The sequence below is a fragment of the Pseudomonas sp. GYB4201 genome (assembly GCF_056312595.1).
The window spans coordinates 34,858-57,751 of record NZ_JBWGIG010000002.1 but is presented as its reverse complement, the minus strand read 5'-3'; the positions used below and the strand labels follow the sequence as shown (position 1 = coordinate 57,751).

Below are 22,894 nucleotides of genomic sequence, written 5' to 3'. Positions count from 1 at the left end.
CGCTCTCAATGGCCGGCTGGCAGCGCCGCGGCAGGGGCCGCCTGGCGCCGATGGAACAGCCGCTCCAGCTGCAAGTATATGACTGGCGTGGTGAACAGTGTCAGTGCCTGGCTCACCAGCAGGCCGCCAACCACGGCCATGCCCAGGGGCTGGCGCAGCTCGGCGCCGGCGCCGAAGCCGAACATCAGCGGCAGGGCACCCAGCAGGGCCGCCAGGGTGGTCATGATGATGGGCCGGAAGCGCGTGAGGCAGGCCTTGAAGATCGCGTCGTGGGGTGACAGGCCTTCATGGCGCTGGGCCTCCAGGGCGAAGTCGACCATCAGGATGCCGTTCTTCTTGACGATGCCGATCAGCAGCACCAGGCCGATCAGCGCCATGATCGAGAAGTCCTGGCCGCACAGCCACAGCATGATCAGCGCGCCAAGGCCGGCCGAGGGCAGGGTGGAGATGATGGTCAGCGGGTGCACGAAGCTTTCGTACAGCACGCCGAGGATGATGTACACCGCCACAAGCGCCGCCAGGATCAGCCACGGCTGGCTGGCCAGCGAGCTCTGGAACGCCTGGGCGGCGCCCTGGAAGTTGCCGGTGATGGAGGCCGGCATGCCGATCTCGCTCTGGGCGCGGTTGAGGATCTGCACCGCATCGCCCAGGGCCACCCCAGGGGCCAGGTTGAACGACAGGTTGGCCGCCGGGAACATGCCATCGTGGGCAATGGACAGCGGGCCGATGCTGGGCGCGTCGACCCGGGCCAGCGCCGACAGCGGCACCATTTCACTGGTCAGCGGCGAACGCAGGTAGAAGAAGTTCAGGCTCTCGGCCTTGCCGCGCTGGGCCGCGTCCAGCTCGAGCACCACCTTGTACTGGTTGGTCTCGGTCTGGAACTCGTTGATCTGCCGTTGGCCGAAGGCGTCGTACAGCGCCTGGTCGATGTCGGCGGCGCTGATGCCGAAGCGCGCGGCGGCGCTGCGGTCGATGCTGATGTGGGTGATGCTGCCGCCCAGTTGCAGGTCGTTGGACAGGTCGCGGAAGGCCGGCAGCGAGCGCAGTTTCTCGGTCAGGCGCTGGGCCCACAGGTTGAGGGTAGGGCCATCGTTGCTCTTGAGCACGTACTGGTACTGGGCACGGCTGGGGCCGGAGCTGAGGTTGATGTCCTGGCCGGCGCGCAGGTAGAGGACGATGCCCGGCACCTTGGCCAACTGCGGGCGCAGGCGGTCGATGAACTCGCTGGCCGAGACATCGCGGTCGCCACGGTCTTTCAGGGCAATCCAGAAGCGGCCGTTGGCGATGGTCTGGTTGCTGCCGGTCACCCCCACCGAGTGGGAGTAGGCCTGCACGGCCGGGTCGGCACCGACGATCTTCGCCAGTTCCAGGTGCTTCTTGATCATGTCCGGGTAGGACACGTCTGCTGCCGCCTCGGTGGTGCCGAGCACAAAGCCGGTGTCCTGGATGGGGAAGAAGCCCTTGGGAATGAAGATGTAGCCGCAGATGGCCAGGCCCACCGACAGGCCGAAGATGCCCAGCATCAGCCGCTGGTGCGCCAGGGCCTTGCGCAGGTAGTGTTCGTAGCCGGCCAGCAGCCGCCCGCCGAAGCCGGGCCTGGCGTCGGCGTGGTGCACCGGGGCGCGCATGAACATGGCCGCAAGCGTGGGGGCCAGGGTCAGCGACACCACCACCGAGATGAGGATGGTAGAGGTGGCGGTCAGGGCGAATTCCTTGAACAGCCGGCCCACCACGCCGCCCATGAACAGCAGCGGAATGAACGCCGCCACCAGCGAGAAGCTGATGGAGACCACGGTGAAGCCGATTTCGCCGGCGCCTTTCACCGCCGCCTCGCGCATGCCTTCGCCGGCTTCCAGGTGCCGGTGGATGTTCTCCACCACAACGATGGCGTCGTCCACCACGAAGCCCACGGCCACGACGATGGCCACCAGGGTGAGGTTGTTGAGGCTGAAGCCCAGCGCGTACATCAGCGCGAAGCTGGCCACCAGTGACACGCCCAGCACGCTGGAAACGATCAGCGTCGCCGACCATTGGCGCAGGAACAGCGCCATCACCGCCACCACCAGCAGGACGGCGATCAGCAGGGTGGTTTCCACCTCGTGCAGCGAGGCGCGGATGGTGCGGGTGCGGTCGATCAGCGTGGTGACCTGCACCGACGCCGGCATCATGGCCTGCAACCCGGGCATGGCGGCCTGCACCCGTTCCACGGTGTCGACGATGTTGGCGCCGGGCTGCCGGGTGATCACCAGGTTCAGGCCCGGCTGGTCGCCGGACCAGGCCTGCACGTAGGCGTTTTCCGAACCGTTGATGACTTTCGCCACGTCGGTCAGGTGCACCGGCGCGCCGTCCTTGTAGGAAATGATCACCTGGGAGTAGTCAGCCGGCTCGAACAGCTGGTCGTTGGCGGCGAAGGTGGAGACGCTGGAGTCGCTGTACAGCGCGCCCTTGGCCAGGTTCAGGCTGGTGTTCTGCAGGGCCACGCGCACGTCGGCCAGGGTCAGGCCGATGGCGGCCAGCTTGTCGGCCGAGGCCTGCACGCGGATCGCCGGGCGCTGCTGGCCGGTGATGTTCACCAGGCCCACGCCTTCGATCTGGCTGATCTGCCGGGCCAGCAGCGACTCGGCGTAGTCGCTCAGTTCGGTGCCGGGCATCTGCGACGAGCTGATGCTGTAGATCAGCACCGGGCTGTCCGCCGGGTTGACCTTCTTCCAGGTGGGCAGGGTGGGCATGTCCTTGGGCAGCAGGCCGGCGGCAGTGTTGATGGCCGCCTGCACTTCCTGGGCAGCGGTGTCGATGCTCTTGCCCAGGGTGAACTGCAGGATCAGGTTGCTGGTGCCCAGGGCGCTGGTGGAGGTCATCTGGGTCATGCCGGGGATGGCGCTGAACTGCACCTCCAGCGGCGTGGCCACTGACGAGGCCATGGTCTGCGGGCTGGCTCCGGGCAGCGCGGCGCTGACCTGGATGGTGGGGAACTCGGCCTCGGGCAGGGGGGCCACGGCCAGGCGCGGGAAGGCGATGCAACCCAGCAGCACCAGGGCGAAGGTCAGCAGCAGGGTGGCCACCGGGTGGTCGATGCACCAGCCTGAAACGCCGCCGCGCACGCTCATGGCTGTGGCTCCACGGTGGTGTCGGCAACCGCTGGGGGTTGCTGCTTGACCACTTCGACAGTGCTACCGGGCTTGAGCCGCGACTGGCCGTCGCTGACCAGGGTGTCGCCGGCGGCCACGCCGTCGATCACGGTCAGGCTGCTGTCCTGGTAGACCACCTTGACCGGCACCGACTCGACGCTATTGGCCTTCACCCGGTAGACGAAGTGGTTGTCGACGCCGCGCTGCACCACCTGGGGCGGTACCACCAGGGCATTGCGCAGCAGCTCGCTCTGCAGGCTGACGTTCACCAACTGGCCGGGCCACAGGGTCTGGCCCTTGTTGTCGAACTGCGCCTTGGCGCGGATGGTGCCGGTGGTGGCCGACACCTGGTTGTCGATCAGGCTCAGGTGGCCGGTGCCCAGCAAGGTGCCGTTGTCGCTGTCGCCATCGACGAAGGCTTTCACCTGGGCCGGCTCGCTGCCGTGCACCAGGACCTGCAGGGTGGGCAGGCTTTGCTGGGGCAGGGCGAATTCCACGGCGATGGGGTCGATCTGGGTCACGGTGAACAGGCCCTGGGTGTCGGTCACGCGCAGGAAATTGCCTTCGTCGACGCTACGGATGCCCACGCGGCCGGTCACCGGCGAACGGATCTGGGTGTAGGACAGCTGCACCTGGGCGGCAGCGATGCTGGCCTGGTCGCCCTCGATGGTGGCCTTGAGCTGGTCGACCAGCGCCTGTTGCTGGTCCAGGGTCTGGCGCGACACGCCGTTGTCGACGCTCAGGTCCTTGTAGCGCTTGAGGTTGACCCCTGCCACCTGCAGCTGCGCCTGGCTCTGGCCCAGCTGCGCCCGGGCCTGGTCGAGGCTGGCGCGAATGGCGCGGTCGTCAATGCTGGCCAGCAGGTCGCCCTGCTTGACCCACTGCCCTTCCTTGACCGCCAGTTTGGCGAGGATGCCGTCGATCTGCGGGCGCACGGTCACGCTTTGCAGCGACTGCACGGTGCCAATGCCGGTGAGGTACTTGGGCACGTCCTGGCGGCTGACTTGCACCACGCGTACGGGGATGGGCGCGGCGGCCGCGACCTTGTGCGCCGGCTTTTTCCAGTACCAGAGGGCGGCGCCCAGCAGGGCAATGATGATCAGGGCCAACAGCAGTTTTCTTGTTATCGGTGTGCGCATGCGGGTGAGACGCCGGGGTCGTGGGCAGGGAAGGGGGATTGCTTCTCTTTATATAGCGGCAATCGGGTCGCGAGCATGACGTGTCGCTGTCAGTTTTGTCAGGAAAGCGGCGCTGGTCCGCCACGGCCTTGCTTGCAATCTCGGCTTTTTCCTACAAGCAAAAGGGAAACGCCCAATAGCGGTAACTTTTTGATACCGAGACACTTGGTTACGTTTTGTCCACCTGCAGAGGTTGCCCTTGAATCGCCCCCACCTGGGTAAATGGTTGAACCCCGTTGCGCTCGTGCTGATGCCGCTGCTGTTGGTGGTGTTGCACTACTTGCCGGTGGCGCCAGGCAGCAAGGCCTGGCTGGCCAGCCTGGGCGGCCTGGCGGTGTGCCTGGTGGCCCTGCTGCAGGACAACCCCTGGTTCAAGGCCTCGTTGTTCGCCAGCCTGCTGGCCAACGTGCTGTGCCTGGCGTTGCTGGGCAGCAGCGACAGGCTGCAGCCCTGGCTGGACCTGGTGTACCGGTTTGTCTGGCTGTGAAGCTCAGGGCTTGCGCACGCTCATGATCGAGTCCCACTCGCTGACCTGGGCGCGCTGCTGTTTCTTGTCGAACAGGCACAGCTCGCGGCCCTGGCGGTTCTTCATGTGCGCCTGGGGGTAGCGGCCCTGCAACAGCAGGGCGCTGTAGCCGACGCTGTCGTCGAATTCTGCGGGGCGGCCCACGGGCTGGCTGTCCTTGAGTTGGCTGGCCGCCACGCAGGCGTCGATCACCTGCTGGTCGTGGGCAGCCCAGGCTTCATCGCTGGAGGCCTGGGCGGTGGCGCACAGGCCCAGCAGCAGCAACGCGGGAAGGCGGGTGGTAGTCATCGGGAGCCTCGTTGGGGAAAGCGCGAAGTATGACTCAGGGCTAGGGCCGGCTTGTGACCGGCATTGTTACTGGATATAGCTACTGACTATAGCGACGCACCTCGTGCATGCCAGCGCGGGCATAAAGTCTCAGCGCGTCGGCATTGTCAGCCAGCAGGGTCAGGTCGACGAAGCCCTCGTCGCGGCGCCGGTAGGCGTTGAGCAGGTCGTTGAGCAGGGCCAGGCCCAGGCCCTGGCGGCGGGCGTCGGGTTGCACGGCCAGGTGGCGGATGAAACTGCTGGTCCAGCCCATGGCGAACCCCGCCAGGCCGTCGGGGCCGTAGGCCAGCCGGCACAGGCGCGGGTCGAACTCGGGGTCGCTGGCCAGTTGTTCCAGCCAGGCCTGCGGCGTGCTGGCGGGTTCCAGTTGCTGCACGCTCAGTAGCAAGGCATGGGCGGCTGCGGCGGCAGAGGGTTCCCAGGGCCGCAGTTGCACGCCGAGCGGCCACCACACGGGGGCCTCGGCAATGCCCAGGGCCTTGCGCATCAGGATGCACTCGGCCATGGCGGTGTCAGTGGGGCACGCCGGCCACCGCGCGGGCAGCGCGGATCAGGCATTGGGTCAGCTCGGGCGACGAGAACTTGGTCAGCACGGCGTTGGCGCCGGCGGCCTGGGCCTTGTCGCTGTTCATCTTGCTGTCCAGCGAGGTGTGCAACAGCACGTAGAGGTCCTTGAAGTCGGGGGTTTCACGCAGGGTACGGGTCAAAGCGTAGCCGTCCATTTCCGACATTTCGATGTCCGACACCAGCACGTTGATCTGCTCGGCAGTGCCTTGCAGCTCCAGCAGGCGGTCGATGGCCTCGCGGGCGCTGCGCGCGGTGTGGCAGTCGATGCCCAGGTTGCGCAACGTCAGCAGCGACTGCTGCAGGGCCACCTGGCTGTCGTCCACCACCAGGATGTTGGCCTGGGCCAGCAGCTGCGCGTCTTCTTCGCTGAGTTGCTCGTGGCCGGCCTCGATGGGCGCGGGGGCGATGCCGTGGATGACTTTTTCGATATCCAGCACCTGCACCAACGCGCCGTCCACCTGGGTGACCCCGGTGATGAACGACTTGACCCCGGCGCCGTAGGGCGGCGGGCGGATGTCGGTGGTCAGGCAGTGGACGATCTTGCTCACGCCCTGTACGTGCAGGCCCTGCTTGGAGCGGCTGATGTCGGTGACGATCAGGCAGCCGCCGCTGGGGTCCAGCAACGGCATTTCGCCGATGGCACGGCTGAGGTCGATCACCGACAGCGAGGTGCCGCGCAGGGTGGCCACGCCCTTCACGTGCGGGTGCGACTCCGGCAGGCGGGTCAGGGGCGGGCAGGGGATGATTTCACTGACCTTCAACAGGTTGATCGCCATCAACTTGCCGCTGCGCAAGGTAAACAGCAGGAGCGAGAGTGAATCTGCGCGGGCATTCTTGGACGACATGGGGACCTTCTCTGTCAGACCGGTTTCAATTCGATGCCAGGTTTATCGACCCGGCGCGGGCAGGCTTTAGGCCGGCGGGCGGTTGTTTGTCATCCTGGGGCTGCGTGGTGGCCGGGACGCGGCCCGGAGGGCGTAGCAGCGGCCGGCAGGCCGCGTCCGGGCGCCCCGCAGGGTTACTTCAAGCCCAGGCGACGGGCCAGGCGCGCCAGGTTCGCGCGGTCCAGGCCCAGCTCGCGGGCGGCGGCGGCCCAGTTGTGCTGGTGGCGGGCCAGGCAGGCCTGGATCTGCTGGCGCTGGAACAGGTCGGTGGCCTGGCGCAGGTCGATGCCCGGTGCCACGGTGTCGTCGGTGATCAGCGGTGCGCTGCTGGGCGCGGTACGCAGGTCCAGGTCGGCGGCGGCCAGCGTGAGGATGTCCGGCCGCTTGCCCTGTTGCCCCAACGCCTTGAGCGCGGCGCGGCCGATCAGGTGTTCCAGCTCGCGCACGTTGCCCGGCCACGGGTAGGCCAGCAGCGCGGCCTGGGCGTCGGCGCTCAGGCGCAGGCTGCCCAGGCCCAGGCGCGAGCGGTTCTGTTCCAGGAAATAACCGCTGAGCAGCAACACGTCATGGCCGCGCTCGCGCAGCGCCGGCACCTGCAGCGGGTACACGCTGAGGCGGTGGTAGAAGTCTGCCCGGTAGCGGCCCTCGCGGACTTCCTCGGCCAGGTCCCGGTTGGTGGCGGCGATCAGGCGCACGTCCACCTGGTGCTCGCGGTCCGAGCCCAGGCGTTGCAGCTGGCCACTCTGCAATACCCGCAGCAGCTTGGCCTGCACGCTTAGGGACAGTTCGCCCACCTCGTCGAGGAACAGCGTGCCGCCGTTGGCCAGCTCGAACTTGCCGCGCCGGTCGCTGGTGGCGCCGGTGAAGGCGCCGCGCACGTGGCCGAACAGTTCGCTTTCCACCAGGGTGTCGGGCAGCGCCGCGCAGTTGAGGCTGATCAGGGGCTGCCGGGCGCGCGGCGAAGCCTGGTGGATGGCCTGGGCCACCAGTTCCTTGCCCACCCCGGTTTCGCCGGTTATCAGCACGGTGAGGTCGCTGCCGCCCACCAGGCGGATTTCGTCACCCAGGCGTTGCAGCGCTGGGCTCTGGCCGATCATTTCATGGGGCTGCTGGCCGCTGGCCTGGCGGTAGACCTCGGCACGCTGGTGCTCGTCCTCGGCGCGCATGGCCAGTTGGTCCATGCGCTCGGCCACGGTGACGGTGGCGGCGGCCATGCTGGCGAACGCCTCCAGGGCGTCCAGGTCCAGGCTGTCGAAGCGCTGCGGGTCCAGCGCGTCCAGGGTCAGCAGGCCCCAGGGGCGTTCTTCCACGAACAGCGGGCAGCCCAGGCAGTCGTGCACGTGCAGGTCTTCGTGCAGGCCGTCCACCAACCCGTCGTAGGGGTCGGGCAGGGTGGTGTCGCTGTCGAAGCGGGTCGGGCCGGGGTTGTTCAGCAGGATCTCGAAGCGCGGGTGTTCGCTGACCTTGAAGCGCCGGCCCAGGGTGTCGGTGCTCAAACCGTCCACGGCCAGTGGCACCAGGCAATCGCCGTCCAGGCGCAGCAGCGCGGTGGCATCGCACGGCAGCAGGGTGCGCAGGCTTTGCAGCAGGCGGCGGTAGCGCTCGCGTTCGGGCAGGTCGCGGGACAGGTCGGAGACCAGTGGCAGCAGGGCAGTGAGCAGCGGTTTTGCAGTCATAATGACCTCGTGTAGTCATTATGACTTTACGCTGTTGTTGTCATTTTGACCATGATGTTTATTAACTTATTGATTTATATCGATAAAATAGTTGGCATGAAGCGTGAAATACCTTGGGCAACCTTTTCAACTCACGCTTCAAGGAGTTACGCCATGCTCAGTGCCCAGGATCGCGCCATCGTCAAATCCACCGTCCCACTGCTGGAAAGTGGCGGCGAAGCGCTCATCACCCATTTCTACCGCACCCTGCTGGAAGAGAACCCCAGTGTGCGCCCGCTGTTCAACCAGGCCAACCAGGCCAGCGGCGATCAACCGCGGGCCCTGGCCAATGGCGTGTTGATGTATGCCCGCCATATTGACCAGCTCGACCAGCTGGGCGGCCTACTGGCGCGCATCATCAACAAGCACGTGGCCTTGCAGATCCAGGCCGAGCATTACCCCATTGTCGGCGCCTGCCTGCTGCGTGCCATCGAGGAAGTGCTGGGCAGCGAGATCGCCACCCCGCAGGTGCTGGCAGCCTGGGGCAACGCCTACCAGCAATTGGCGGACATCCTGATTGCCGCCGAGGCCGAGGTGTATCAGCAGAAGGCTGACGCCCCAGGCGGCTGGCGCGGTGGCCGGGACTTCAAGCTGGCGGCGCGGGTGCAGGAGAGCAGCGAAATTGTGTCCTTCTACTTCGAACCCGTGGACGGCCAGGCCATTCTCGATTTCAGCGCCGGCCAGTACATCGGCATCAAGCTGCTGATCGACGGCGAGGAACACCGCCGCAACTACTCCCTGTCGGCCTTGGCCAAGGGCGGGCAGTACCGCATCAGCGTCAAGCGCGAGGCCGGGGGCAAGGTCTCCAACTTCCTCCACGAGCGCCTGCAGGTAGGCGACCAGGTGCAGCTGTTCCCGCCTGCCGGCGAGTTCGTGCTGCACGCCGGCAGCAAGCCGCTGGTGCTGATCAGCGGGGGCGTGGGCATCACCCCGACCCTGGCGATGCTGGAAGCGGCGTTGCCCAGCCAGCGGCCGATCTACTTCATCCATTGCGCGCGCAACGCCGCGGTGCACGGCTTCCGCGACTGGGTGGACAACCTGGCGGCGCGCCACCCGCAGCTCAAGCGCTTCTATTGCTACGCCGAGGCGGGCGGCGCAGCGGATGCGGTGGGCTTGTTGGATAACGCGCTGTTGAACCGCTGGTTGCCGGCCGAGCGTGACCTGGACGCCTACTTCCTGGGGCCCAAGGGCTTCATGAAGGCGGTGAAGGGCAACCTCAAGGCGCTGGGCGTGCCGGAAGGGCAGGCGCACTATGAGTTCTTCGGCCCGGCTGCCGAAATCTGAATCACGTAGCAGCGGACGCCAGGCCGCGTCAGGGGCGATGCAATTGTCCCGGACGCAGCCTTCGGCAGCTGCTACGCGGTCAGCGGGTTAACGGCGGGTTAACGCAGGGTTAATTTCGCTGCGGTTTACTCCACAGTCCCGCGCAAGTCCCGGAACCTTCCTGTTTTTTCAAGGTCTTGGTGAGCGTGTAGACTGGCGGGCGCAACGGCACGACAGCCTACCCACACCAATGAAGGGACAAGCAATGAGTGATGTGAAATCGCAGCTGAACCGCGAGAAGCGTTTCCTGGTCTTGCTGGGCATCATCTGCCTGGCGTTGATCGGCGGTGCGCTGTACATGCAGGTGGTGCTGCAAGAGGCGCCATGCCCGCTGTGCATCCTGCAACGCTACGCGCTGCTGTTCATTGCCCTGTTCGCCTTCATTGGTGCCGCCATGCCCGGCAAGCGCAGCCTCACGGTGTTCGAGGCGCTGGTGGTGCTCAGCGCCGTCGGTGGCGCGGTGGCGGCCGGCAATCACGTCTACGTGCTGGCCAACCCTTCCTCGAGCTGCGGCGTCGACGTGCTGCAGCCCTTCGTCGACGGCCTGCCCCTGGCCGACGCCTGGCCCATGGTGTTCCAGGTCAGCGGTTTCTGCACCACGCCCTATCCACCCGTGTTGGGGCTGTCCTTGGCACAATGGGCTCTGGTAGCCTTCGCGCTGACGATCGTCCTGGTGCCGCTGGGCATCTATCGCAACCGCCGCAAGGGCTGAAACGGCGCCCTTCGAGGTCAAGTTACAAATCATTAATCGTGCCGATTCCACCGCCTTGCCAAGGCGTGACCGATAAGCACAGACCTTTTGTAAGGGCTTTATCCCTAGCAAAACCAGGCTTTTAGGGGTGCGGCAGGGGGTGCGACATCGTGTCGCAATCCCTTGAAAGTGGGCTTCATTGTTACACTAGCGGAAACTTATTGTTGCTAAATAAGCCATAGTCAATGAAACCTGAGGTATCTACAATCCCCGCAAAATCCGCTGGGCCAGGCTTTGCGAGACGCTCGACAGGTGGCAGAAATGCCCCCCGCCAGTGCTCCAGGCCACGTCAGGCGCGGGGTTGAGAGCCCACCTTGTGTTTCCGCACCCAAATGGATTTGGTCTGCAGACAGGCTATTGCCGACTAACCGACACTTAGCCTGCAAAGGCACAATAAGAAATTACCGTACCACACAGGTCTGCCAAACAGCAGCAGCTGATCTCTAGGCATGCCCGTATCCAACTCGATAAATGCTGACGCTTGGCAGGACGAAGTGTTGGCGATCAAAACACAATTGCACTGATGCAAGCTGCTTAGAGGTCGTGAGATGAGCAAAAAGCGTTACCCCAGACTGTTTGGCATATTGCCCTTTTTCGGCATGCTTTTTCTCGGTGGATGCAAGTGGACCCTGCTTGACCCGAAAGGGCCGATCGGTCTCGACGAGAGAAACCTGATCATTACCGCTACCCTGCTGATGCTGCTGGTGGTGGTACCCGTCATTGTGATGACCATCGTGTTCGCGTGGAAATACCGCGCTACCAACACTTCGGCCAAATACACGCCGGACTGGAGCCACTCCAACAAGATCGAAGCCGCCATCTGGGGTATTCCCCTGTGCCTGCTGATCGTGCTGGGCGTGATCACCTACAAGTCCACTCACGCCCTTGACCCGTATCGCCCGATCGAGTCCGACGTGAAGCCGATCACCATCCAGGTCGTTTCGCTGGACTGGAAGTGGCTGTTCATCTACCCGGACCTGGGTATCGCCACCGTCAACAAGATCGAGTTCCCGGCCAACACCCCGATCAATTTCCGCATTACATCTGACTCGGTGATGAACTCGTTCTTCATTCCGGGCCTGGGCGGCCAGATCTACTCGATGGCCGGCATGACGACCCAGCTGCACCTGCTGGCCAGTCAGCCACATGAATTCGATGGTATCTCCGCCAACTACAGCGGCGAAGGTTTCACCGGCATGAAGTTCAAGGCAGTCGCCACCACCCAGGCGGACTTCGATGCATGGGTCGCGGAAGTGAAGAATTCACCTAAACAGCTTGATTCGGCTGAATACGCTGCTCTGGCCAAACCAAGCGAGAAAGCACCTGTCGCGCTTTATTCCTCGTTCACGCCAAACCTGTTCCAGACCATCATCGACAAGTATGAGGGTATGAATCCAGGCCACATGGCGCACGAAGGCAAAGAAGTCGCCGGTATGGAAGGTATGGACATGGGTTCGCATTCAGCTGCTGGGGCAGAGGAGTAAACGATGTTTGGTAAATTAACTTTGGAAGCGATCCCCTTCCATGTCCCGATAGTGATGGTCACGATCAGTATGATCATCCTGGGTGGGCTGGCGCTGGTCGGGGCGATCACTTACTTCAAGAAATGGTCCTACCTGTGGACCGAATGGCTGACCTCGGTTGACCACAAGAAAATTGGCGTGATGTACATCGTCGTCGCCATGGTGATGTTGGTGCGTGGCTTTGCCGACGCCCTGATGATGCGTTCGCAGCTTGCCTTGTCCGCCAACGGCGGCGAGGGCTACCTGCCGCCTGAACACTATGACCAGATCTTCACCGCCCACGGTGTGATCATGATCATCTTCATGGCGATGCCATTCTTCACCGGCCTGATGAACCTTGCAGTTCCACTGCAGATCGGCGCCCGTGACGTTGCGTTCCCGTTCCTGAACTCCCTGAGCTTCTGGCTGCTGGTATCCGGTGTGGTACTGATCAACCTGTCGCTGGGCGTCGGTGAATTCGCACGTACCGGTTGGGTTGCCTATCCACCGCTGTCGGAACTGGGCTATAGCCCGGGCGTGGGTGTGGACTACTACATCTGGGCGCTGCAGCTGTCGGGTATCGGTACGACGCTGACCGGCGTGAACTTCCTGGTCACCGTGCTGAAAATGCGTACCCCAGGCATGAAGCTGATGGACATGCCTATCTTCACCTGGACTTGCACCTGGGCAAACGTCCTGATCGCGGCTTCGTTCCCGATCCTGACCGCCACCCTGGCCCTGCTGACCCTCGATCGTTATATGGACTTCCATATCTTCACGAACGAGCTGGGCGGCAACCCGATGATGTACGTCAACCTGTTCTGGGCATGGGGTCACCCTGAGGTGTACATCCTGATCCTGCCAGCGTTCGGCGTGTTCTCCGAAGTGGTCTCGACCTTCTCCGGCAAGCGTCTGTTCGGCCACGTGTCGATGATTCTGGCTTCTGGCTGCATCGCGGTACTGGGCTTCATGGTTTGGCTGCACCACTTCTTCACCATGGGTTCTGGCGCCAGCGTCAACTCCTTCTTCGGCCTGGCAACGATGTTGATTGCCATCCCGACGGGTGTGAAGCTGTTCAACTGGCTGTTCACTATCTACCAAGGTCGCCTGCGCTTCACCGCGCCGGTCATGTGGACCCTGGGCTTCCTGATCACCTTCGCGATCGGCGGCATGACTGGCGTACTGCTGGCCATTCCAGGTGCTGACTTCGTGCTGCACAACAGCCTGTTCGTGGTGGCTCACTTCCACAACGTGATCATCGGTGGTGCTGTATTCGGCTACATCGCAGGCTTCGCCTACTGGTTCCCTAAAGCGTTCGGTTTCACCCTGAACGAGAAGTGGGGCAAGGCAGCGTTCTGGTTCTGGATCTCGGGCTTCTACGTGGCATTCATGCCGCTGTACGCACTGGGCTTCATGGGCATGACCCGTCGTCTGAACCACACCGACAACCCGGACTGGACCCCGTACCTGTACGTGGCCATGGGTGGTGCACTGCTGATCCTGGCCGGTATCGCTTGCCAGTTCATCCAGCTGTACGTTTCGATCCGTGACCGTGATCAGAACCGCGACGTGACCGGTGACCCGTACAACGGCCACACCCTGGAGTGGATGACTTCCTCGCCACCGCCGTTCTACAACTTTGCCGTGCTGCCAACCGCAAACGACATCGATGCCTTCACCGAAGCCAAGCGCAACGGTACCGCGTACACGTTCCCGACGAAGTACACGGATATCCACATGCCTAACAACACTGCCACGGGCCTGGTGATGAGCGCCTTCCTGACTGTGTTCGGTTTCGCGATGATCTGGCACATCTTCTGGCTGGCCGCTGTTGGCCTGATCGGCTGTGTTGGCTACTTCATCATCCACGCTGCGCGTGATGATCAAGGCTACATGGTCCCTGCAGCAGAAGTGGCTCGCATCGAAGGCGAACGTCAACAAATCTTGGCGAAAGCAAACGTGGCTGGTGTCTCCAAGACCCCCGTCAACGCGCTTGAACAGGCTTAAACAATGTCGAACATAGTATTGAACGCTGGAACTGCCCATGGTCACGACCATGGGCACGACGACCACGAACACCATGATGCGGGTCCAATGACCGTATTTGGTTTCTGGATCTACCTGATGACGGACTGCATCCTGTTCGCATCGCTGTTCGCTGCCTACGCCGTACTGTCGGGCAACGTTGCAGGTGGTCCGTCGGGTCATGACATCTTCGAACTGCCGTACGTATTGGGCGAGACCGCCTGCCTGCTGCTGAGCTCCATCACCTACGGCTTCGCCATGCTGGCGCTGCACAAGGGTAACAAGGGTGGCGTACTGGGTTGGTTGTTCATCACCTTCCTGTTCGGCCTGGGCTTCATCGGCATGGAACTCAACGAGTTCCACAAGCTGATCTCGGAGGGCTTCGGCCCGTCGCGCAGCGGCTTCCTGTCTGGCTTCTTCACGCTGGTCGGTACCCACGGCCTGCACGTGACCAGCGGTCTGATCTGGATGGCGGTGATGATGTACCAGGTCTCGAAACACGGCCTGACCCCGACCAATAACACCCGCCTGAGCTGCCTGAGCCTGTTCTGGCACTTCCTGGACGTGGTGTGGATCTGCGTGTTCACCGTTGTTTACCTGATGGGGACCCTGTAATGGCTAACGCTCACGCTCACGCCCACGATTCGGGCAGCCACGGCAGCTTCAAGTCGTACATGATCGGTTTCGTACTGTCGATCATCCTGACTGCGATCCCGTTCGCCCTGGTCATGCACCCAGTGTTCTCCAAGTCGGCGACGCTGTTCCTGATCCTGGCATTTGCCGTGATCCAGGTACTGGTTCACCTGGTGTACTTCCTGCACCTGGACCGTAGTGAGGCGCAACGCAACAACGTCATCGCCTTCGTGTTCGCAGGCATCGTCATCGTGCTGTTGGTTGGCCTGGCGCTGTGGATCATGGTCAGCATCCATACCGTCATGATGGCGCACTGAGGAAAACTGCATGTCCGTTAAGCACTTTATCCAAATCACCAAACCGGGGATCATTTTCGGTAACGTGCTTTCTGTGGCAGGCGGCTTTTTCCTGGCCTCGCAAGGGCATGTAGATTTCGCCCTTTTCCTGGCCACGGTGATTGGCACTTCACTGGTGGTGGCGTCGGGTTGTGCATTCAACAACTGCATTGACCGCGACATCGACGTGAAGATGGAACGCACCAAGAACCGCGTACTGGTCCAGGGCCTGATCTCGTTGAAGGTCGCCCTGGCCTACGCCACCCTGCTGGGTGTGGCGGGCCTGGCCATGCTGTACAAGATGGCCAACCCGCTGGCGGCCTTGGGCGGCCTGATCGGCTTCATCATCTACGTGGGTTTCTACAGCCTGTACCTGAAGCGCAAGTCGGTGCACGGTACCCTGGTCGGCAGCCTCTCCGGAGCCATGCCGCCCGTCATCGGGTACGTGGCCGTGAGCGGTCACTTCGACATGGCTGCATTGACCCTGCTGGTGATGTTCAGCCTCTGGCAGATGCCGCATTCATATGCCATCGCGATCTTCCGCTTCAACGACTACCTGGCCGCATCGATTCCGGTGCTGCCGGTCAAGCGTGGCATCGTTGTAGCCAAGAAACACATCCTGCTCTACATCCTGGCGTTCCTGCTGGCGACTCTCATGCTGACCCTTGGTGGTTACGCAGGCATGAGCTACCTGGCAGTGGCGGCAGCGATGGGCATGTACTGGCTGTACATGGCCTGGACCGGTTACAAGGCAGTTGATGACAAGGTGTGGGCACGCAAGCTGTTCGTGTTCTCCATCTTCACCATCACGGCCCTGAGCGTGATGATGTCCCTGGACTTCAAGGCGCCGACGGAGCTGCTGCTGACCTACGCTCACTGAGTGTAGGTACGCGACTCGATCGCTGTCCTGCTACACCGAAAACGCCCCGTACCGCAAGGTCCGGGGCGTTTTTGCGTTCAAGAACCCCCCGTAGCAGCGGCCGATAGGCCGCGTCATGCATTTCTCACTTATTCAGGATAATCCACTGAATTGTGTTTTGTTTTAAGGTGAAATTTCTGGTTTTAACATAAATAATTCAACTATCCCTGAAAAGGGGCTGGACAGCTTTTCCTCCCCAGGCTTATTGTTATGCCTCTGGCCAGCGCACTGGCCGCGTCGCTCGGACGGTTCCGGGCGCTTACGTCTCGAGGTTTCAACATGGCTGACAACGGTTCTTCGCCGCGCCGCTTTTCGCGTATCGATCGTCTTCCCCCCTACGTCTTCAACATCACCGCCGAGCTCAAGATGGCCGCCCGCCGCCGTGGCGAGGACATCATCGACCTGAGCATGGGCAACCCCGACGGCGCCACCCCGCCGCATATCGTGGAAAAGCTGGTCAGCGTTGCCCAGCGTGAGGACACCCACGGCTACTCGACTTCGCGTGGCATTCCCCGTCTGCGTCGCGCCATTTCGCGCTGGTACGCCGACCGCTATCAGGTCGAGATCGACCCTGAAAACGAAGCCATCGTCACCATCGGTTCCAAGGAAGGCCTGGCGCACCTGATGCTGGCCACCCTGGACCAGGGCGACACCGTGCTGGTGCCCAACCCCAGCTACCCGATCCACATCTACGGTGCCGTGATTGCCGGCGCCCAGGTGCGTTCGGTACCGCTGGTGCCCGGCGTGGACTTCTTCGAGGAACTGGAGCGGGCGATCCGTGGCTCCATCCCCAAGCCGAAGATGATGATCCTCGGCTTCCCCTCCAACCCCACCGCCCAGTGCGTGGAACTGGACTTCTTCGAGCGCGTGGTCGCGCTGGCCAAGCAGTACGACGTGCTGGTGGTGCACGACCTGGCCTACGCCGACATCGTCTACGACGGCTGGAAAGCCCCCTCGATCATGCAGGTGCCCGGGGCCAAGGACATCGCAGTGGAGTTCTTCACCCTGTCCAAGAGCTACAACATGGCCGGCTGGCGCATCGGTTTCATGGTCGGCAACCCGGAGCTGGTCAACGCCCTGGCGCGCATCAAGAGCTACCACGACTACGGCACTTTCACGCCGCTACAGGTCGCGGCCATCGCGGCCCTGGAAGGCGACCAGCAGTGCGTGCTGGACATCGCCGAGCAGTACCGCCAGCGCCGCAACGTGCTGGTCAAGGGCCTGCACGAGCTGGGCTGGATGGTCGAGAACCCCAAGGCCTCGATGTATGTGTGGGCGAAGATCCCCGAGCAGTACGCGCACCTGGGCTCCCTGGAATTCGCCAAGAAGCTGCTGGCCGAGGCCAAGGTGTGCGTGTCGCCGGGCATCGGCTTTGGTGAGTACGGCGACGACCACGTGCGCTTCGCCCTGATCGAGAACCAGGACCGTATCCGCCAGGCGCTGCGCGGTATTCGCCAGATGTTCCGCGCCGATGGCTTCGGCAAGGCCGCCAAGGCCTAGAACACCTGCACCGTGACAACGGCGAGCCCTTCCTGTGGCTCGCCAACTGTCTCAACCCGCAGTTCCGCGACCCGCCCGCTGTCCTCGCAGCCCGGGCCTGCGGTCGCGAGGCGGGCCAATACAGGCTGGTCCGGTGCCAGAAGCAACGGGCACAGGGGCGTGGTCACCGCGCCGCTGAAGTGGATCACGCCTTCCGTGGCCAGGGCGCCGAATGGCGTCAAGGCCAGCAGCAGGAAGGGCAGCGTGTTCGGGGCGTGTAGGGGCATTGTCACTATCCGGTACGAGGTGGAAGCGGCTGCATTATCCGGACGCTCGCACCACGCCGTAACCGGATGCTTCCAGTATTGCCTCGGAAGCTTCCCGAAACGATCTAGGAAATTTCTCCTCAGGGCTGATCTTGCCAGGGGTATTGCATCTGCCTGGCCGTGCTCGCCGCGGTGTCGGCACCCAACAGGCGAGCGACCACATGCAGGCTCATGTCGATGCCAGCGGAAATCCCCGCAGAAGTGATCAGGCTGCCCAGGTCCACGTAGGGCACGTCGGCAACCACTGTCAGCGCAGGAAAGTCGCGCTGCAGCAGCTCAATGTCGTCCCAATGCGTGGTCACCCGCTGGTTCGTCAGCACGCCGGCCTTGGCCAGCACGAACGCACCGGTGCACACCGACGTCACCAGCGCGGTGCGGGTGGCCGTCGTGGCTACCCAGTCGAGGGTGCGCGCATCCGCCAGCGGCTGGTCGACCACGCCCCCAGGCACTATCAGAATGTCGCAGGGCAGGGCGCTTTCCAGGCTGGCGTCAGCCTCCACGCGCAGGTTGTAACGGGCGCGGACCAGGCCTGCCTGGGCGGCCACGGTGTGCACGCGAAACGCCGGGTGAGCCAGCACGCCGTCGCGCAAGGCCACGCGGCTGGCGACGCTGAACACCTCGTAGGGGCCGGCGAAGTCGAGAATCTCGACCTCGGGGTACAGCAGCAGGTTGATGTCCAGCGGGCGTTGGCGAATCAGGTCGTTGAGCATGATGGCTTCCACGAAGAGAGGTGGAACCATCATCGCTCGACCGGCCATTGGCGGGAATGACAACAATCGCACAAATGCTGCCAATCCAGCGAGCTACATCACAATGGCGCCCACCACGTTCTTGCCCTTCAACTCCGACGGTTCACGCAGGCTGGCGTCAGAGCGGCACGCTGCCAACGTGCGCGCGGTGGCGGTGGCAATGGCGTTGACCGTGTGGGTCTGTTCATCGATGTCGCCGGACAGGCAGGCGCAACCATAGCCGTAGTCACCGTTGGTGCGTATCCACTGGCTGGCGCGGAAAATCGGCTTCTGCCCTGGCGCGCTGTAGCCGTCCGCAGTGGCCACTTTCCAGCTGCCTTCGTGGTCGATGAGATTGATGACCCGCGGTGTAGGGTTCTCGTACCAGCCACACAGGCGCTCTTGGGTGGCCTCTTCGGCATGGACCAGGGGCATGAGGGAAACAGCGAGCAGCGCGACGCTGCCTGGAATGCGAAATAGGCGCATAAGACCTCCGTGTCTTGGGCGTGCCGACATAAAGCGCGGCAGCCAGATGAACAATGAGAATGGGATTGGCTTCTCAATAACCTTATTATTAGTAACATTATATTGACGGTTTTTGGTGTCAAAAATGTAGCGTCGTGAGTACTTTTGATGGCGTTGTGCTTAAAATGACGAGGCGGTCACAATTTTCATGATGGCGTTTTAGGCTCGTATTCATGGGTCGTAACACTTGAATTACGGCATCTGCTATCATAAAGTGATAGCGTTTATCGATGAATAATCGATACCGGAAAACGCTTGAATCCATCTGGCGCCAACCCACCAGTGCCACCATTGTCTTTGCTGATATCGAGGCACTGGTCAGCCATCTGGGCGGAAAGATCCTGGAGCGCGAAGGCTCCAGGGTTAAGTTGACCCTGAATGGGGAGACCTGGCGTTGCCACAGGCCTCATCCAGGTAAAGAGGCGAAACGCTACCAAGTGGAACAGGCCCGCGAGTTTCTCGAGCGGGCAGGAGTTGACGTATGAATTGCATGACCTACAAAGGCTATACCGCGCGCGTCGAGTTTGATCAGCGCGATGATATTTTTGTCGGCCGCCTGCTCGGCGTACGTGACATCATCAGTTTCCACGCCCATTCCGTTGTGGAATTACATCGTGAACTGGCGTTGGCTGTTGATGACTATCTGGAAGACTGCGCGGAACGGGGTGTCACGCCTGACAAGCCGGCTTCAGGCAAGGTGATGCTGCGCATTCGCCCGGAAGTTCATGCTGCCGCCACCATTGCCGCGCAGGTTGCCGGGAAAAGCCTCAACCAGTGGGCGGATGAAGTGTTCGCACGCGCGGCCCATGCCTGAACCTGCCTATCGAGGCCGGTGAGAGCTTAACCACCCGGTCACAAATTCTCCCTACCATCTCGGAAACGTCCGACATCCACGGGAGAATCCATCATGCACGCCAGCGCCGATACCCTGATGCACCGCATTCACCGCGAGCTGGTCGACCACGGTGACGAAGAGCTTGAACTCGAGTTGCTGGACGATGGCTTCGACTTCGATGAGCTGTTCGACAACAACATCCCCGAAAGCCCCGAGAAGCACGCGCGCCGGCAGTATTTTGCCGAGCTGTTCCGCTTGCAGGGCGAGTTGGTGAAGTTGCAGAGCTGGGTGGTGAAGACCGGCCACAAGGTGGTGATCCTGTTCGAAGGCCGTGACGCGGCGGGCAAGGGCGGGGTCATCAAGCGCATCACCCAGCGCCTCAACCCGCGGGTGTGCCGCGTGGCGGCGCTGCCGGCGCCCAACGACCGCGAACGCACCCAATGGTATTTCCAGCGCTACGTGTCGCACCTGCCGGCCGCCGGCGAGATCGTGCTGTTCGACCGCAGCTGGTACAACCGTGCGGGCGTCGAGAAGGTGATGGGCTTCTGCAACGACGAGCAGTACGAGGAGTTCTTCCGCAGCGTGCCGGAGTTCGAGCGCATGCTGGCACGCTCCGGCATCCAGCTGATCAAGTACTGGTTCTCCATCTCCGACCAGGAGCAGCACCTGCGTTTCCTCAGCCGCATCCACGACCCACTCAAGCAGTGGAAGCTCAGCCCCATGGACCTGGAGTCGCGGCGCCGCTGGGAGGCCTACACCAAGGCCAAGGAAGTGATGCTGCAGCGCACCCACATCAGCGAGGCGCCGTGGTGGATCGTGCAGGCCGACGACAAGAAGAAGGCGCGGCTCAACTGCATCAACCACCTGCTGTCGCAGATGCCGTACGAGGAAGTGGAACACCCGGCCATCGAGCTGCCCCAGCGCGAGCGCCAGCTGGACTACACCCGCAGCCCGGTGCCCGAAGAGTTGATTGTGCCGCAGGTGTATTGAAGCCGCCTACCAGTGCGACCTGGCTTGCCAGTCGCTGATCCAGCCCAGCACCGCGTCGGCGGCCATGGGCTGGGCGATGCCAAAGCCCTGGGCCAGCTCGCAGCCCATCTGTAGCAGGCGCCTGGCCTGGGCGGCGTTGTCCACGCCTTCGGCGATGATCTCGCGGTCGAAGGCGCTGGCCAGGCCCAGGATGGCCTGCAGGATGGAGATATCCTGGGGGGCATCGAGCATGCCCTGGATGAAGGACTGGTCGATTTTCAGCTGCGCCACTGGCAGGCGCTTGAGGTAGCTGAGCGACGAATAGCCGGTGCCGAAGTCGTCCAGGGCGAAGCGCACGCCCATGGCCGCGCAGGTGCGCAACGTCTGCGACACGCCTTCGATGTCCTCCAGCGCACTGGTTTCCAGGATCTCGATCATCAGCATGCACGGGTCGACGTCCGGGTGCGCGGCCAGGCGCTCGGTCAGGTTGGCGACGAAGTCGGGGTGCTGCAGTTGGCGGGCACCGACGTTGACGCTGACCGGCACCTGCACCCCTTGCCGCTGCCATGCCTGAATCTGCTTCAGGGCGCCGTCCAGCACCCAGTCGCCGATCACTTCCGACAGCGCGTTGCTTTCCACCAAGGGCAGGAAACTGTCAGGCAGCAACAGGCCTTTTTCCGGGTGCTCCCAGCGCAGCAGCGCCTCGGTGCCTACCACCAGGCCGGTGCGCAGGTTGACCTTGGGTTGGTAGTACAGCCGCAGCTCCTGTTCGCGAATGGCGCGCTCGATACGGTCGAGGCGCGCGTTGTGGCCGCGCAGGTCGAGGTCGTGCTGGGCATCGAAGACGTGAAAACGATTCTTGCCGGCTAGCTTGGCCTGGTACATGGCCTGGTCGGCCTGGCGCAGCAGCTGGTCGGCGCTGACTTCGCCCTCCTGCGGGTAATAGCTGACGCCGATGCTGGCGGACAGCTCGATGGGCAGCGCACCGATGTGTACCACTTCGCTGGCGGCGGCCAGCAGGCGTTCGAGCATCAGCGCGCTGTCGCACACATGGTCGAGATCGACGATCAACGCCACGAACTCGTCGCCGCCCAGGCGCGACAGCGTGCAGGCGTCACGCAGGGTGTGTTTCATGCGCCGGGCCACGGTGGTCAGCACGCGGTCGCCGGCCTCGTGGCCGTGCAGGTCGTTGATGGCCTTGAAACCGTCCAGGTCGAGATAAGCCAGGGCCAGTTTGCTGCCCGCCTGCAAGGCACGGGTCATGGCCTGCTGCAGGCGGCTGGCCAGCAACACGCGGTTGGGCAGGTGGGTCAGCGGGTCGTAGTGGGCGATGTATTCCAGCTGGCGCTGGTGTTCGTGCAGTTCGGTGACGTCGGTGAACAGCGACACGTAGTGCTGTACCCGGCCCTGTGGGTCGAGGATGGCGGTGATAGTCTGGCGGGTGGCGAAGTTCTCGCCGTTGCGCCGGCGGTTCCACAGGTCGCCTTGCCAGTGGTGCGTCTCGCAGAGGCTGCGCCACAGGTCGGCATACAGGCCCGGCTCGGTCAGGCCCGAGGCCAGGAAGCGCGGGTTCTGGCCGAGCGCCTCGGCCCGGGCGTAGCCGGTGATGGTGCTGAAGGCGTCGTTGACCTCGACGATCGCGCCGCCCGCGTCGGTGATCATGATGCCTTCGCGGGCATGGGTAAACACGCTGGCGGCCAGGCTCAGGCGGCTTTCCAGCTGCTGGCGGGCGGTGAGGTCGGTGATGCTCACGCGCACGCTGGGCGGCTGGCTGGGGTGCTGCACGCAGTTCAGCCGTGCCTGCCACAGGCTGCCATCGGCGCGGCGCAGGGTCAGCTCGCATTCCTCGGGCTGGGCGCCACGGCACATGCGCACGAACACCTGCTGCCAGCGGTCGCGGTCATGGCTGGCCACCCGGCTGGCGAAGCGGCGCTGCAGCAGGCGCTCGCGCGCGCAGCCCAGCAGGCTCTCGCCAGTGCGGTTCACCGCTTCGATCACCCCTTGGGTAGACAGGGTCAGGTAGCCCACCGGCGCGTGCTCGTAGAGGTCCAGGTACAGGTCGCGGGAGGTCTCCAGGGCCAGGTGGGCGTTGCGCAGCTCCTCGTTCTGCATCTGCAGCTCGACCTGGTGCATCTGCAGGTCGTACAGCAGCTGCGTGTTGCCGGCCTGCGCAGCGTGGGGTGAAGCCTGTGCAGGTGTCGGCAACTTCATGGAGCAGA

Annotated in this window: 22 protein-coding genes; 12 read left to right on the top strand and 10 right to left on the bottom strand. The window is 63.4% G+C overall.

The window, feature by feature from the left end:
* Positions 1–5 precede the first annotated feature (5 nt).
* Together AC0Z2B_RS02420 and AC0Z2B_RS02415 are read right to left on the bottom strand one after the other, a co-directional pair.
* Positions 6–3,107 carry a multidrug efflux RND transporter permease subunit gene (locus tag AC0Z2B_RS02420; RefSeq protein WP_476294980.1) on the bottom strand — a complete coding sequence of 1,034 codons (3,102 nt, stop codon included), beginning with the start codon at positions 3,105–3,107 and terminating at the stop codon, positions 6–8.
* Positions 3,104–4,267 carry an efflux RND transporter periplasmic adaptor subunit gene (locus AC0Z2B_RS02415; RefSeq protein WP_476294978.1) on the bottom strand — a complete coding sequence of 388 codons (1,164 nt, stop codon included), beginning with the start codon at positions 4,265–4,267 and terminating at the stop codon, positions 3,104–3,106. Before AC0Z2B_RS02415 ends, AC0Z2B_RS02420 begins: the two co-directional genes overlap by 4 nt.
* Before the next feature lie 238 nt (positions 4,268–4,505).
* Here AC0Z2B_RS02415 and AC0Z2B_RS02410 point away from each other — a divergent pair, with 238 nt between their 5' ends.
* The gene (locus tag AC0Z2B_RS02410) at positions 4,506–4,793 is read left to right on the top strand and encodes a hypothetical protein (RefSeq protein ID WP_416422685.1); all 288 of its coding nucleotides are present in this window, start codon (positions 4,506–4,508) and stop codon (positions 4,791–4,793) included.
* Between the two features lie 3 nt (positions 4,794–4,796).
* Here the strand turns inward: AC0Z2B_RS02410 and AC0Z2B_RS02405 are convergent, their stop codons facing one another.
* The 4 genes from AC0Z2B_RS02405 to norR all read right to left on the bottom strand — a co-directional run bounded on the left by AC0Z2B_RS02405 (position 4,797) and on the right by norR (position 8,286).
* On the bottom strand, positions 4,797–5,120 hold the full coding sequence (locus tag AC0Z2B_RS02405; RefSeq protein ID WP_476294977.1) for a hypothetical protein: 324 nt from the start codon (positions 5,118–5,120) through the stop codon (positions 4,797–4,799).
* A 79-nt stretch (positions 5,121–5,199) separates the two neighbouring features.
* Positions 5,200–5,664 carry a GNAT family N-acetyltransferase gene (locus AC0Z2B_RS02400; RefSeq protein WP_476294976.1) on the bottom strand — a complete coding sequence of 155 codons (465 nt, stop codon included), beginning with the start codon at positions 5,662–5,664 and terminating at the stop codon, positions 5,200–5,202.
* A 7-nt stretch (positions 5,665–5,671) separates the two neighbouring features.
* Entirely contained in the window at positions 5,672–6,571 is a 900-nt protein-coding gene (locus tag AC0Z2B_RS02395; RefSeq protein ID WP_476294974.1) for a chemotaxis protein, read from the bottom strand.
* 173 nt (positions 6,572–6,744) lie between these two features.
* Positions 6,745–8,286 carry a nitric oxide reductase transcriptional regulator NorR gene (gene norR, locus AC0Z2B_RS02390; protein ID WP_476294972.1) on the bottom strand — a complete coding sequence of 514 codons (1,542 nt, stop codon included), beginning with the start codon at positions 8,284–8,286 and terminating at the stop codon, positions 6,745–6,747.
* Positions 8,287–8,439: 153 nt separating this feature from the next.
* Here norR and hmpA point away from each other — a divergent pair, with 153 nt between their 5' ends.
* The 8 genes from hmpA to alaC all read left to right on the top strand — a co-directional run bounded on the left by hmpA (position 8,440) and on the right by alaC (position 17,313).
* A complete protein-coding gene (hmpA, locus tag AC0Z2B_RS02385; RefSeq protein WP_476294971.1) occupies positions 8,440–9,609 on the top strand; it encodes an NO-inducible flavohemoprotein in 1,170 nt (389 codons plus the stop codon).
* A gap of 244 nt (positions 9,610–9,853) precedes the next feature.
* Positions 9,854–10,360 carry a disulfide bond formation protein B gene (locus AC0Z2B_RS02380; protein WP_476294970.1) on the top strand — a complete coding sequence of 169 codons (507 nt, stop codon included), beginning with the start codon at positions 9,854–9,856 and terminating at the stop codon, positions 10,358–10,360.
* 587 nt (positions 10,361–10,947) lie between these two features.
* Positions 10,948–11,883, top strand: a complete 936-nt coding sequence (cyoA, locus tag AC0Z2B_RS02375; RefSeq protein ID WP_416422692.1) for a ubiquinol oxidase subunit II — start codon at positions 10,948–10,950, stop codon at positions 11,881–11,883.
* A 3-nt stretch (positions 11,884–11,886) separates the two neighbouring features.
* Complete coding sequence (cyoB, locus tag AC0Z2B_RS02370; protein WP_416422693.1) at positions 11,887–13,908, top strand: cytochrome o ubiquinol oxidase subunit I; 2,022 nt, start codon at positions 11,887–11,889, stop codon at positions 13,906–13,908.
* 3 nt (positions 13,909–13,911) lie between these two features.
* Complete coding sequence (cyoC, locus tag AC0Z2B_RS02365; RefSeq protein WP_416422694.1) at positions 13,912–14,541, top strand: cytochrome o ubiquinol oxidase subunit III; 630 nt, start codon at positions 13,912–13,914, stop codon at positions 14,539–14,541.
* The gene (gene cyoD / locus AC0Z2B_RS02360; protein WP_416422695.1) at positions 14,541–14,876 is read left to right on the top strand and encodes a cytochrome o ubiquinol oxidase subunit IV; all 336 of its coding nucleotides are present in this window, start codon (positions 14,541–14,543) and stop codon (positions 14,874–14,876) included. The genes cyoC and cyoD overlap by 1 nt, the downstream gene beginning before the upstream one ends.
* Positions 14,877–14,886: 10 nt before the next feature.
* Entirely contained in the window at positions 14,887–15,774 is an 888-nt protein-coding gene (gene cyoE / locus AC0Z2B_RS02355; protein WP_416422696.1) for a heme o synthase, read from the top strand.
* Positions 15,775–16,092: 318 nt separating this feature from the next.
* A complete protein-coding gene (gene alaC, locus AC0Z2B_RS02350; protein WP_416422697.1) occupies positions 16,093–17,313 on the top strand; it encodes an alanine transaminase in 1,221 nt (406 codons plus the stop codon).
* On the opposite strand, the gene AC0Z2B_RS02345 is transcribed toward alaC, so the two are convergent.
* The 3 genes from AC0Z2B_RS02345 to AC0Z2B_RS02335 all read right to left on the bottom strand — a co-directional run bounded on the left by AC0Z2B_RS02345 (position 17,310) and on the right by AC0Z2B_RS02335 (position 18,832).
* A complete protein-coding gene (locus AC0Z2B_RS02345; protein ID WP_476294968.1) occupies positions 17,310–17,579 on the bottom strand; it encodes a hypothetical protein in 270 nt (89 codons plus the stop codon). The genes alaC and AC0Z2B_RS02345 overlap by 4 nt on opposite strands.
* A gap of 119 nt (positions 17,580–17,698) precedes the next feature.
* Positions 17,699–18,358: a DJ-1/PfpI family protein gene (locus AC0Z2B_RS02340; RefSeq protein WP_476294966.1), complete on the bottom strand. Its 660-nt coding sequence runs from the start codon at positions 18,356–18,358 to the stop codon at positions 17,699–17,701.
* A gap of 63 nt (positions 18,359–18,421) precedes the next feature.
* Positions 18,422–18,832: a DUF4087 domain-containing protein gene (locus AC0Z2B_RS02335; protein ID WP_476294964.1), complete on the bottom strand. Its 411-nt coding sequence runs from the start codon at positions 18,830–18,832 to the stop codon at positions 18,422–18,424.
* A 269-nt stretch (positions 18,833–19,101) separates the two neighbouring features.
* On the opposite strand from AC0Z2B_RS02335, the gene AC0Z2B_RS02330 reads away from it, so the two are divergent.
* The 3 genes from AC0Z2B_RS02330 (at position 19,102) to ppk2 (ending at position 20,696) form a co-directional block, all read left to right on the top strand.
* A complete protein-coding gene (locus AC0Z2B_RS02330) occupies positions 19,102–19,356 on the top strand; it encodes a type II toxin-antitoxin system HicA family toxin (RefSeq protein ID WP_473005507.1) in 255 nt (84 codons plus the stop codon).
* Positions 19,353–19,685, top strand: coding sequence for a type II toxin-antitoxin system HicB family antitoxin (locus AC0Z2B_RS02325; RefSeq protein ID WP_476294962.1), 333 nt, complete (start codon positions 19,353–19,355; stop codon positions 19,683–19,685). Before AC0Z2B_RS02330 ends, AC0Z2B_RS02325 begins: the two co-directional genes overlap by 4 nt.
* Positions 19,686–19,778: 93 nt before the next feature.
* The gene (gene ppk2, locus AC0Z2B_RS02320) at positions 19,779–20,696 is read left to right on the top strand and encodes a polyphosphate kinase 2 (protein ID WP_416422701.1); all 918 of its coding nucleotides are present in this window, start codon (positions 19,779–19,781) and stop codon (positions 20,694–20,696) included.
* 6 nt (positions 20,697–20,702) lie between these two features.
* Here the strand turns inward: ppk2 and AC0Z2B_RS02315 are convergent, their stop codons facing one another.
* The gene (locus AC0Z2B_RS02315) at positions 20,703–22,886 is read right to left on the bottom strand and encodes a putative bifunctional diguanylate cyclase/phosphodiesterase (protein ID WP_476294961.1); all 2,184 of its coding nucleotides are present in this window, start codon (positions 22,884–22,886) and stop codon (positions 20,703–20,705) included.
* Positions 22,887–22,894 lie beyond the last annotated feature (8 nt).